We start from the raw sequence: 12,203 nt of genomic DNA, 5'->3' as shown, positions 1-12,203 counted from the left end.
TGGAAATGGAGGGTTTTCAGCTCCAGTCCGTAAAGGCGGTTCAGGTTTTCGCTGGCCATCACGTCGGAGACCGGACCATAAAGATAACGCGCGTCCGATTCTATAACCAGCGCACGGGTAGCGATGTGGAGGGCATGCTGAGGCGAATGGGTCGTCATGACCACCGCCAGCCCTTCATCTGCCAGTTGTTTCAGCGTTTTCAGAATAACATCCTGATTTTTGAAATCCAGCGCGGAGGTCGGTTCGTCCAGCACGAGACAGGAGGGATTCGAGACCAGCGCCCGGGCGATCATGACCAGCTGCCGCTGTCCGCCGCTGAGGCTCATGCAGCCCCGTTGGGCGAGGTCGGCGATACCGAGGCGCGCCAGAGCTTCCTGAGCACACTGATAATCCCGCCTGTCCGGGACGGAGAAGAGGCCGATCTTCGACGCGCGCCCCATGACCGTCATCTCCAGAACACTGTAATTGAAAGCGGGAATCGAAATCTGGGGAACATAGCCCGGAGTTCCCACGCGGCGGAACTTCCCTTCGACGGGCTTCAAAATCCCCAACAGCAGCTTCAGCAGCGTCGTTTTACCGCATCCGTTGGGCCCCAGAACGGCAAGAATTTCCCCCCCTGCCAGAGAGCAGGAAAAATTCCGAAGAATCCACCCGCTTCGGAGGCCGTAACGAAACCCCAGTCCCTCCGCCTGAAAAATCGTGTTCTCCTTTTTTTCGGTCATCGCTCTTCTTCTCCTTTCATCAGCCGGTACATCAAAGCGGCAAACAGCGGCGTTCCCACAAGAGCGGTGAGAATGCCCATGGGAATTTCCACCTCCACGAGAGTACGGGCCAGGGTGTCGATCAGAACCGTGTAAACGGCGCCCAGCACCCCCGACAGAGGAATGAGACGCCTGTGGTCGCTGCCCACGAACATTCGAGCGAAATGCGGCGTCACCAGGCCGACCCAGCCCACAACCCCCGCCAGAGCCACCGTCGCCGAAGCCACAAGGGCCACGACGCCCATCACCAGCCACCGAGAACGCTGCGGATCAATTCCCAGCGCCTGCGCCTCTTCGCCGCCAAGAGAGAGCACGCTGACGCGAAAGCGCAAAAGATGCAGCAGCAGCCCCGCCAGCATCAGGATGGGCGCGGAGTGTAAAAGTTTGTCCCAGGAGGCCGAGGCGAAGCTTCCCATCAGCCACACGACGATGGCGGGAAGTTTGTCGTAGGGGTCGGCGACGTACTCGATCAGAGAAATCAGCGCCGTGAAGAAGGCATTGATGATAATTCCTCCCAAAACAAGGCTCAGAGGGGAAGTGGTTCGGCCCCGGTTGCAGAGACACCAGACCATGACCAGCGACAGCAGGCCTCCAAGATAGGCGCAGCCCATCGTCGCAAAAGCGTTTTCAAACAGCAAAATCGCGATGACTCCGCCAAAAGCCGCTCCGGACGAAACGCCAATGACCTGCGAACTGACCAGGGGATTTTTCAGTATCCCCTGCAGAGCGGCTCCGGACATGGCCAGAGCCGCCCCCGAAAGAGCGGCGCCAAGAACGCGGGGCAGTCGTATCAGAACCACCACGCGATACTGAATGTCCGTCCACCAGGGGTCCAGCGCCATGAAGTGCGACAGCAGAATGCCGCCCACGTTTTTGCAGGGAATGAAGTAGCGCCCGACGGACAGAGCGCCCACTCCCCAAAGCAGAAGAAAGAGCGCCAGAAGAAGGCATTTTCGCATCGCGAAGTTATTTCGCCGCTTTTGAAGCCGCAAACCGGCCGTAGTTCGCCGCGTCGGCGTTCATGGTCATCCTCAGAACACCGTCGATATCTTCCTCGGTGGGGACGTGATTGTAGAGAAATTCATAGGCTTTCGCAATCTCCTCCCGAAGATTCCAGTTGAACGCGTCGGGGTGCGCCAGCATGGCCAGCCACTTCCACATGAGAGGGGACTCCTGATTGGGAGGATCCCAGCGGTATCCGCCCAAAGGCATTTTGTAGACCCGCCGGTCCTTTACGGCCTTCACTCCGGCGAAATTTCCGTTGGCGTAGACGTCCTTCGGCGAAACCGCGCTCTGAAACCCGTTCAGCAAAATGATGTCGGGGTCCCACTCCAGAAGCTGCTCCTCGTTGATCTGGCTTTCACTGGGCGCTTCTTCCGCGGGATTCACGCCGCCCACCATCTTAATGAAATAATCGAAATAGCTGTTTTTGCCGCCAATTTTGATGCTGTCCCCATAACGATAAAGATAGAGAATTTTAGGGCGTTTTTCCTGTGGAATGGCCGCCACGGCCCTGTCCAGTGCCGCACGCTCACCGCGATGCCAGGCCAGAATCTCGTCGGCGCGATTTTTTTTGCCCAGAACGGTCCCGAACATGCCGATCCACGTCTCCAAATCCTCCTGAGTTCCATATTTCAGGAGGACAACGGGCAGTTTCGCCGCTTCGATGGGCTTCACGATGTCGTCGCCGCGGTCGCCCCACTGAAATACGACGTCGGGTTCAAGGGTCAGAAGCGTTTCCACGTTGGGAGCGAATCCCTCCCCCATCACGATATCGCTGTTGATTTTCAGCGCTCCGGGGAAAAATTTACTCAAAATGCCCTCCTGAAGGGCCTGTTTGGCGGAGGGATTCATGCCCACCAGACGCGACTCGCTTCCATCCAGGGCAATCGTCATACTGGACGCGGGAATGGGGACGGTAACGATTTTTTCCGCGGGTTTGGCCAGCTCGGTCGTCCGACCATACTGGTCGAGAATCGAAACGGGCGCGGCAAAAGCGGTTTTACAGACGATCATCACGGCGACGCATATTCCAAGTTTGATGACTCTCACAGTCAACACTCTCCTTTTTATCATTTTTATCATTATTTTCAGCACACTTCGTAATCGAAGATCTCCTTCGGGTCGTGCCCGATGACGTGCGCCGCGATGGTTTCCTTTATTTCCTGCAGCCGCTTCAGCTCCTCCGGGGTGATGACGCCCGCGCCGTCCTTCAGGGCCAGAGGCGCGAACTCGTCCGGGACAAGGCCGTGCTTCAGCCGCACGCGCAGCATACGGGTCCCGCAGAAAACCTCGAAATAAAACCGGCCTCTCCCCGGCGTTTTGGGGGCGGAATCTCCTTCCACGACGCCGGTATCCACGGAGTAACGTCCGCCTGAAACGCAGCGCGTGACCATTTCCACCGCGTCCCTTACGCCAAGCCCTTCCATGCCGCTGAAAAAACGGATCCGGTCACGGTCCGCCGGACCGTCGGGAGACAACACCGAAAACGCCAGATTCAAACACTGAAAACCTATGGCCACTCCCGCAATATACCGGCGTCCATGATATTTCACCGCGTCCTCCCACGCGATTTTCCCTTCGCCAAAATCGTCCTTTACCCACACAGCCAACTCGCTCATCGACTTCTCGCCTCCAAATTTTTATACAGTGTTCTTTCACATTTATAAGTACAAGCAAACTTAAAAAAGGTCAGAAAAATTTTCCCCCTCTGTTTTCATAACAGCGAGCTTCATTCCGAATTGATAATTCTTTATAATTATGTTTGTTGAATATAACTTTTCAAAATGCCTTTGTCAAGGTATTTTATAGCACCCTCTTTTCTGAAACATCTTTTCTGGTATCCTGTCCAGAGAATGTTCCGGGGGTGGAGAAAACATGTGCGTTTCAAAAAGAGGCCTCTATCTGGCCAATGCGGCTCTGCTGCTCCTTTTTATGGGCCTGGTTTACGCGTGGTCCATCTTTGTCACGCCGATGGAGGCCGAGTTTGGGTGGACCCGATCTCAGACGTCCCTGACTTTTTCCATCTGCATGTCCTGCTTCTGCGTCGGAGGATTCACCTCGGGGCTCATTCTGAAGCGACATTCCCCGTTCGTGGTTATGCTCCTCTGCGCTCTGTGCCTGACGAGCGGCTTCACGCTGACTTCCCGCATCGACTCTCTGACGGGACTCTACATAACGTACGGCGTTCTGGTCGGATTTGGCATTGGACTGGCTTACAACTGCGCCAACTGCGTCATTGTCGGATGGTTTCCCGAAAAACCGGCCTTCGCGTCCGGAGTCGCCCTCATGGGGTTCGGACTGGGAGGGCTGGTGCTGGGCTCCCTCAGCACGGCCATGATTGCCGCCCTTGGGTGGCGTTCCACTTTTTCCGGGCTGGCGATTGCCTTTGGCGCGATCGTTCTTTTCTGCTCCCTGTTCCTCAAAAATCCCCCCAAAGAAGCCGCTGCGTCGTCTTCTTCAGCCCCTGTGCGGAATGACGAGGAAAATGACGAAGGAAAAAGAGAAAAAATCTGCATGGTCAGGAGGCTTTCGTTCTGGATTTTCTTTCCCTGGGTCGTGCTGCTTACCGCCGCGGGATTTACGCTCGTCGGCAACGCCTCTCTGCTGCCCCTCGACATGGGCTGCAGTCTGAAAGTCGCTTCTCTGCTCACAGGCGTCGTCTCCGTCTTCAACGGGGCGGGACGGGTCATTGTGGGCATTCTGTGCGATAAATTCGGCTGCAGAAAAGCGATGTTCGGCGTCAGCACGGGATTTATCGTTTCCTTCACCATTCTCATTCTCGCGATCAGCCGTCACAGTCCGGAAATTCTGACGATCGGGTACATCTGCGCGGGATTCTCCTTCGGCGGCATCGTCCCCATCAACTCCGCGGTGTGTTATTCCTTTTACGGAAGCGAGAACTACGCCATCAACTTCTCCATCATCAACCTGAACGCGATTATCGCCTCGTTTGTGGGGCCTTTTCTGTCCAGCGGCCTGCAGGCCCTGACAGGTTCCTTTATCAGCGTGGCCGTCGTCATGATCGGTTTTGGAACGGCGGCCCTCGCACTGACCCTGATACTGAAAAAGCCCTGAGTCTCCATCAAAAAACCGCCCGCACAGACGTGCCAGGCGGAGTGCACACCAAAAAGCGGGCCAGTGAAAATTTCTCATCGGCCCGCCTCTTTGAACGATTATGAAGTGTTCAGGACACTTTTTTCATATTTTTCACACCCTGAAGGGGTCTCCAACGAAGTGCGGGCCGTGGGAGATGACCTCGCCTCCCGTCTTTGTCACGATCACCATGTCCTCGTAGTTCATGCCGCCAAGCCCCTTCAGATAACAGGGAGTCTCCACGCAGATCACCATCCCCGCTTCGAGAGGCCGGGTTTCACTGGGACAGATGATCGGCGGCTCGAAGGAGGACGGTCCCACGCCGATGCTGTGCCCCATATGCCCGCGCTCATACCAGGGGTATTTCTTTTTGATGAAGTCGAAGGAGGTGTCGAACAGTTCCCTGAACGTCGTCCCCGGCTTCACGGTTTCCAGCATCATCCGTTCGGCTTTATAGAGCGTTTCGGCCATCTCGTAAAGGTCCTTCCGAACGTCGCCGATGAGCCAGGTTCGGGCGTAGTCCGTGGAGTAGCCCCGATAACCCCCATTGGCCCCTCCGTCGCTGCGCAGAATGTCGCCGTTACGGATTGTCCGCTCCGTGGACGGTGCGAAGCGCCCGCCGTTGGAGCCGGTGACGAAGTAGCTCCAGTCGCTGGGAAGATATTTGCCCGACGCGTAAATGTGGTCCTTATAGACCCTCAGCAGGTCACATTCCCGGGTTCCTTCCCTCGCAAGGGCGGCGGCAGCCCTCAAACCCTCGTCCACATACTTCGTCATGTCCCTGTACAGGGCGAGCTCTTCCTCCGACTTGACGACGTGGAGCTCCAGCAGCAAACCGGTGCAGTCGATAAATCTGGCGTCCGGGAGATATTCTTCCAGCGATTTAAAAAAATCGACGGAAACATACCCCATCTCAATTCCTATCGTGCCTTTATGGGCTCCACGGTTCTCCAGAGCATCCCGCAGCACCGTCATGGACCGGTCGAACTGAGAAAATTTCTCCCTCTGCCGCGCCTGGTTTTTCGGGGGGTTGTCCAGGTCCCAAAGCTGAATCCAGGACTGATAGGAAAGGAGCTCGAAATTCTCTTTCACCCGGGGATGTTCGAGAAAGCCCTCCACCTCGAAATCCATGCAGATCACGGCGTCCTTACGAGCCTCACCGGGAGAGAGGACGACCATGGCGCACCCGATCTGACGCGAAACGTTGTGCATCTGGCTGTACTCCCCCACCGTATAAACAAAATTTTCCGGCGAAAGGACCAAAAGGGCGTCCATTCCCGTTTTTTTCATCAAAGCGCGAGCTTTCCCGAAATCGATCATTGGCCGTTCCTCCCCGCTCCAGGTCAGTGCACGAGATCCAGGCGCGGTTTGGTTCCTTCCGGCAGAGGGGATACGTAGACCTCGTCGCCTCGCTGTTTTATGAACGCCGCTTTTGCTTCGCTCAGCAGCCCCGGACGTTTCAGCATTTCCACGCCGGCAAGCCCCAAAACCTGAGCGGCCACCAGCATACTTTCATGCCCGATGTGCATACCCACCGTCGCGGTATACTGCCAGGAGTGGGTCGTCGCCCCGATGGGCCCGCCCGCCGTTTCGATCTGCGAGGTGGGAACCACATAGCTGACGTCGCCCACATCCGTGGAGCCCGGGGTGGGCTTGCCTCCGTCGATCACCTGGGGGACGATAAAATCGCAGAGAATTTTATCTCCCACGTCGATTCCGTACTTTTCCATCAGGTCCTTTTTTCCATTTTCGTAACGGTCGGGAATCGTTTCGAGAATTCCACGGGCGAAGACCTGATCCTCTTCCGTAAACGCCGGCGGGCCCACCTCCGCGAATTTTTCCGCCAGAACACGCTCCAGAACGGGATTGCTCAGCACGTTGTAACACCCGTTCAAAAATTCGATTTCCATGGTGGTTCCCGTAGCCAGAGCCGCGCCTTCAGCGCATTTAATCACCCGCTCGTAAGTTTCCTCCACCTGAAAGCGTCGCGGCGCCCGGACGTAATACCAGACCGTGGCCTCCGCGGGAACGACGTTGGGCTCTCCGCCGCCGTTGGTGATCACATAATGGATTCGAACGTCCGGGATAACGTGTTCCCGAAGGAAATTAACCGCCACGTTCATGATTTCCACCGCGTCCAGGGCGCTTCTCCCGTTGAAAGGGTCCGCCGCGGCGTGGGCCGTTCTTCCGTGGAAGTGAAATTTCGCCGAGTTCATCGCCGTACAGGCCGTCCCCCAGACGCCGTTCACGGAAAGCGGATGCCAGGTCAGGGCGCAGTCCAGCCCGTCGAAACATCCCGCGCGAACCATAAAAACCTTTCCGGCCACAAGTTCTTCCGCCGGACAGCCAAAATATTTCACGCGTCCCTTCACCGCGCCGGACTCGATGGCGTCCTTCACCAGAAGAGCTCCGCCCAGAGAGCCCACTCCAAGCAGGTTGTGTCCGCAGCCGTGCCCCGCTCCTCCGGGAATCGCCGGGGCTTTTTCCACGCAGATTTTCTGGGACAGGCCGGGCAGCGCGTCGTATTCACCCAAAAAGCCCACCACAGGCCCGGAAGTTCCATACTCAGCCACAAAAGCGGAGGGTATATCCGCAACCCCCATCGTCACTTTGAAACCTTCGCCGCGCAAATATTCCGCAAGCGCCTCCGCCGAGCGCACCTCTCTGAACGCGGGTTCCGCAAATTCCCATATTCGGTCGGCAAGCTCCGTCAGAGCCCTGCTTCGCCGTTCTATTCCCTTCAGCATGACGTCACACCTGAAATTTAGGAATCGTCACTTGATGCTGAACACTTTTTCCGGAATTTCAACATCGGTCATGTGCATGTAACCCTTTCCCAAAATATAGGTATCCTGACGAATCAGGAGGAAGTTGTTTTTCCGAACGCCGGTTCCCGCGTCGGTGTAGTACGTGGCGCTCCACTGGGCTCCGGGGGTGTACTTGTTGTAGGCATCGAGGATGTCTTTACGATTGCCGGGCCTGGCCTTTCCCTCGACGATCCGCTTGCCGTATTCCGCCAGCGCGGAGGCGTTGGTGTACCCGTAAGAGTAAGCCCAGGTCCCCATTCGACCGCCGCCGCCGGCCGCCACAACCGCCGCCTCGACTTTTTTGAGGATTGCGGGCCAGTCGCCCTTCTCTTTGGAAAGGTCGATGCCCAGAGCGCCGGGATACCCCATCAGAGGAGAGGACATGCCCGTCTCGATAAAGTAGGCTCCAAGCTCCGCGACGCGCTTCAGCATGGGCTCCACCAGAGCGTCGTTGGTCGTGAAAAACGCCGTCTCCTTACCGTACTGATCGATCCAGGTCGGAACCTTTTCCAGCATGTACTGCTGAGCGCCGGCGACACCCACATCGCTGAGCGGGTCGGGGGCCGTCTCAAAAACGAACTTCAGGCCCAGGTCCTTGCAGGTGGACTCCATAATGGCGCGGCTGCGGCTCAGGTTTTCATAGCTCATGTGACGGGGAAAAGAGACGTAGACGAATGTTTTGACGCCAAGTTTCTGCGCGGTCAGGGGAATCGTGTAACTGCGGGCGATCAGGTCCGTGTTGACCACCAGGTCCGCGACGGAGCTGATGATGTTGGGGTCCTCATGAGCCTCGCCGGCAAAAAGAAGGATGTCGGGACGCTTCTCACGAATGCGGCGAAAGGCCTCGGCCACGCCGGGAACCGACTGATGCGTGACGATAACCTTCATTTTGGGATCATCCGCCAGCCCCAGCAGCTGACTGACGGTCGTTTCCATTTCCGCCATGAAGTTGTCGGGATAAGTGATATGCCGGACCATTCCTCCCTTATCCGCATCTCCGTACTCCGCCAGAAGACGCTCCGCTCCCCGAAGGTCGTCCTCGCTCTGGGATACGGTCCCCGTCATAATCCCGATGTGAAACGGCGCCTCCCCCGCTCCCGCGGGAACAGCGGACAACATCGAAAAGATTACAAAAAGAAAAGACGCGCAGAGGACATACCTGAAGTATTTCGCCATCACAATAACCCTCCTCAATTTTCATTTCTTTCTCAAAAACAGGATGAAATGTATTCTAACGTATTTATCTCTAAAATAAGCAACATAATTTTGATAATTTTTGAATAAATTAAATGAAAGGTTAATGAAGAAGCCAATGACGGAATTCAGGCAAGGTTCAGCATCTCGACGATGAGGCCGTGGCGGAGGCCGTCAATGCTGGTCTGAAACGTTTCCACCCCCAGCATTTCCATAGCGCATCGGACAATGCAGGCGCTGGCGAGAATAAGATCCGCCCGTCTGGCGGGCATCCCGGGAATCTTCGTGCGCTCGGCGAGGGAGAGAGACGCGTACAGCTTCACCTGAGCGTCGATGTCGCTTCGGGTCAGGGGCAGCCCCGCCACCTTCACCGGATTGAAGGGAGTGGCGCCGAGCTTGACGGAGGCCATCGCGACCACGCCTCCTCCAAGGCCGATGACCGCAGGATGGAGGCTTTCCCCGTCGGGAACCAGATTGGCCGCGCGAAACATCTCGCGGACATAATCTTCCGCAACCGACACCGCCTCCGGCGCGACAGGATCCGAGCCGAAAAATTTTTCAGTCAGACGTACAGCCCCCACCGCGACGCTCACGGTACGGACAATCTTCGTGCCGGAACCGAAAACGAACTCCGTGCTGCCTCCCCCCGTATCGAAAACCACCTTTTCCCCCGCTTCGGCGGACATTCCGAAAGTCGCCCCCCGCCAGGCCAGACGGGCTTCTTCTTCTCCGGAGAGAATTTCGATGGTGAGGCCGGTCTGCTTCCGGACGCGATCCACGAACTCCGACGCGTTCTTCGCGGTCCGCAGGGCCATGGTCCCCACAAGGCGGGGGCGGGCCCCCATATCCGTCGCCAGGCGCACCAGCCGCCGAAGAACCCGCACGCCCCGGATGATGGTTTCCTCCTCCAGGTATCCGTTCCGCAGGCCCCGCCCCAAACGGACCATATCCGTAATGTCGAGAAGAATGCGCAGACCGTTTTTTTGCCGTCGGGCAACTCGAAGTTTGAAGGAATTACTGCCGATATCCACGACCGCCTTCGTATCGTTTTCCGCCTGCGCATCCGGAGATTTTTTAAAATTTCGGACATTGAACCTGTTCTTACGGGTCATCGTCGAGGTCGCTCTCTTCAAAACTTCCGCCATCGGAGTTCAGTCTCCCCTCCGGCCAGGAGCGGCGGGAGCGCAGCTTTTCCCGAAAAACGAAAAACGTGGCCGTGGCGGGAATCGTCAGCAGCAGCCCCAGAGTCCCCGCGAGGCTGTGAACGATTTCCTGCCCCACATAAGGGTCGTTCAGCAGGCCGATCAGGTCAGGTCCGGCGTTGCTGATCAAAAGAGTCATGGGCAGAGCCGTTCCCAGATACGCCAGGATCAGCGTATTGATCATACTGCCCAAAACCTCGCCGCCCACCCGTATTCCCGACGCCCACAGATGGGTCAGGGATATTTCGGGGTCGTACTCCACGAGTTCCGACATGGCCGCCGTAATGGAAATCCCCACATCCAAAACCGCTCCGATCGCGCTGATAATAATGGAAGACAGCAAAATTCCCTGTATGTCAATCCCCGGAATCGTCGTAAACAGCAGCGACGCGTTCTCGCCTGAAAGCCCGGTAAGATGCCAGAACATCACCATCAGCCAGCCCGCTCCGAACCCTCCCGCCGCCCCGCCCAGGGTCCCCAACAGCGCCACCAGCCGGGTCTGTCTGCGTTTTACGACGCAAAGCACGGTGAAAACGGAGATGAGGAACACCGCCAGAAATGCCAGAGGCACAGGCGGGCTGCCCGTCGCCACGAGGGGGATATACCCCCACATCAACACGACGATGGACAGCCCCAGCCCCAGCAGAGCCCGCAATCCCGACCTTCCGGCGATGGCGATCAGCACGCCGCAGGCCAGTACGATAACCCACACCACCGACGAAACCCGATACGCATCGGCGATCGAATACAGCGCCGATCCGTCCTCGAAAACATCGCTGACCAGAATATAACGGTGTCCCCGCTCGAATTTCACGCCGCCGCCCTCCATCTGCGTGGCGACAAGCCTGAAAGACTGACCCCTCTTCTTTCCCGTCAGAGACTGGACGGTCAGTTCCGTTTTCTCCGTTTTAAAGGGTTCGTCCTCCTCTTCCGAAGGAGACTCGCGGATCGTCTGACCAATGTCCAGGATCCGAACGACATGGGAGTCCTGCGTATTCCAAAACTTCAGAGTATAATAATCCGCCCCGGAGTAAACGACCGACGCGATCAGAACGGCGGTCGCGACACGAAACAAATACACCATAAAAAGGACGGACGCGTTCTTTTTTCTCAAAGTCATCCCCCGTCTCGACTCAGACGTCATTTTCATCGCCGAAGGGCATGAGACTCAGAACATCTCCGTCCCGCAGCGATGCTTCAAAAACGTTGCGGCGTACCGGCGCGCCGTTGATCAGGATGGCGACCCTGGACTCCCCGCCTCCCAGCAGCATGTCACGAAAAGAGGAGTCATAAAGAGAGGAGAGCGAGATCAGGACATCCAGCACCCGATCCCCCGATATTCCAACCTCCCGCGTTCCCGACATTTCCTCCAGTGTTCCATACATCAAAACTCGAACCACAGTCCTTTCCCCTCCCGCTTCCGCAGCAATCCTCTCTTTCGAAGAATATTCCAATCAGCGGCTTTTGACAAGTCGGACCCCTGCCCCGCATGAAAAGCAGAGCTTGTCAAAACCGTCAAACAAAGATAGAGTACCGGAAGAATAAACTACCCGGTAAAAGATATTATGACGGACAAAAACGGCCAGAATTGATTTGAAAAACAATTTTCCAATTTTTTTACTGTTAAGATATACACATACACATATTTTTTCTCCCTGTGGTTTGGAGATAGTCAGTTTGAGGGTAGTCATATTGACTTTCATTTTGGGTTTAGGTATACTAAAATAGGTACGGACAACTGGACATCCTAAACTCTATTTGAATCAATTGACAGGAGGGTAAGATTTTTCTTCCATTACACTACAGACATATTGCACGACAGGCATGACGGCGTGGTTGACATAAAGAACAAACAGAATGGGCCTGCACGACTACAATTTGAGAGGAGAATAACATGTCAGATTTGCGGATTACGGATGTCAAAACCTACATAGTGCCAGGAGTCCCCGAAGAATCTAAAGAGCGGTGGAACAGAAGCAAGACATACCTGTTCGTCAAGCTGGAAACCAACCAAGGGCTCGACGGTTGGGGCGAATCTTACGTTCTCGGCGAGAGAGAGCGTAGTACGGCAATGCACGTTACCGAGATGAAACGGTATCTCATTGATTATGATCCAATGAAAATCAAGTATTTCCAGTATTGGG

General features: G+C 56.1%; 12 protein-coding genes. 2 read left to right on the top strand and 10 right to left on the bottom strand.

The genetic code is table 11. The features are described from left to right. From LBR61_01930 to LBR61_01915, 4 genes are all read right to left on the bottom strand, one after another. The coding region (locus LBR61_01930; protein ID MDR1730832.1) for an ABC transporter ATP-binding protein at positions 1 to 722 on the bottom strand (722 nt) is incomplete at its 3' end. Next, positions 719 to 1,720: an iron ABC transporter permease gene (locus tag LBR61_01925; GenBank protein MDR1730831.1), complete on the bottom strand. Its 1,002-nt coding sequence runs from the start codon at positions 1,718 to 1,720 to the stop codon at positions 719 to 721. The genes LBR61_01930 and LBR61_01925, both read right to left, overlap by 4 nt. Before the next feature lie 7 nt (positions 1,721 to 1,727). Next, entirely contained in the window at positions 1,728 to 2,813 is a 1,086-nt protein-coding gene (locus LBR61_01920) for an ABC transporter substrate-binding protein (protein ID MDR1730830.1), read from the bottom strand. A gap of 38 nt (positions 2,814 to 2,851) precedes the next feature. Beyond that, on the bottom strand, positions 2,852 to 3,382 hold the full coding sequence (locus tag LBR61_01915; protein MDR1730829.1) for a hypothetical protein: 531 nt from the start codon (positions 3,380 to 3,382) through the stop codon (positions 2,852 to 2,854). A 256-nt stretch (positions 3,383 to 3,638) separates the two neighbouring features. Here LBR61_01915 and LBR61_01910 point away from each other — a divergent pair, with 256 nt between their 5' ends. Continuing rightward, positions 3,639 to 4,838: an MFS transporter gene (locus LBR61_01910; protein ID MDR1730828.1), complete on the top strand. Its 1,200-nt coding sequence runs from the start codon at positions 3,639 to 3,641 to the stop codon at positions 4,836 to 4,838. Positions 4,839 to 4,970: 132 nt separating this feature from the next. Here LBR61_01910 and LBR61_01905 read toward each other — a convergent pair whose 3' ends face one another. From LBR61_01905 to LBR61_01880, 6 genes are all read right to left on the bottom strand, one after another. Next, positions 4,971 to 6,176 (bottom strand): Xaa-Pro peptidase family protein, encoded by a 1,206-nt coding sequence (locus tag LBR61_01905; protein ID MDR1730827.1) that lies wholly within the window; start codon positions 6,174 to 6,176, stop codon positions 4,971 to 4,973. Between the two features lie 23 nt (positions 6,177 to 6,199). Beyond that, entirely contained in the window at positions 6,200 to 7,603 is a 1,404-nt protein-coding gene (locus tag LBR61_01900; GenBank protein ID MDR1730826.1) for an amidohydrolase, read from the bottom strand. A gap of 27 nt (positions 7,604 to 7,630) precedes the next feature. Beyond that, the gene (locus LBR61_01895; protein ID MDR1730825.1) at positions 7,631 to 8,782 is read right to left on the bottom strand and encodes a DUF3798 domain-containing protein; all 1,152 of its coding nucleotides are present in this window, start codon (positions 8,780 to 8,782) and stop codon (positions 7,631 to 7,633) included. 203 nt (positions 8,783 to 8,985) lie between these two features. Then, positions 8,986 to 10,002 (bottom strand): hypothetical protein, encoded by a 1,017-nt coding sequence (locus LBR61_01890; GenBank protein ID MDR1730824.1) that lies wholly within the window; start codon positions 10,000 to 10,002, stop codon positions 8,986 to 8,988. Then, positions 9,959 to 11,173, bottom strand: coding sequence for a YibE/F family protein (locus LBR61_01885; GenBank protein MDR1730823.1), 1,215 nt, complete (start codon positions 11,171 to 11,173; stop codon positions 9,959 to 9,961). The genes LBR61_01890 and LBR61_01885 overlap by 44 nt, the downstream gene beginning before the upstream one ends. Positions 11,174 to 11,192: 19 nt before the next feature. After that, the gene (locus LBR61_01880) at positions 11,193 to 11,459 is read right to left on the bottom strand and encodes a MoaD/ThiS family protein (GenBank protein MDR1730822.1); all 267 of its coding nucleotides are present in this window, start codon (positions 11,457 to 11,459) and stop codon (positions 11,193 to 11,195) included. A gap of 494 nt (positions 11,460 to 11,953) precedes the next feature. Between LBR61_01880 and LBR61_01875 the strand changes: the two genes are divergently transcribed. After that, the coding region (locus LBR61_01875; GenBank protein ID MDR1730821.1) for a hypothetical protein at positions 11,954 to 12,203 on the top strand (250 nt) is incomplete at its 3' end.

The sequence above is a fragment of the Synergistaceae bacterium genome, from assembly GCA_031272035.1.
In the GTDB taxonomy this organism is placed as follows: Bacteria; Synergistota; Synergistia; order Synergistales; family Aminobacteriaceae; genus JAISSA01.
This window is presented reverse-complemented; position numbering and strand designations above follow the sequence as displayed.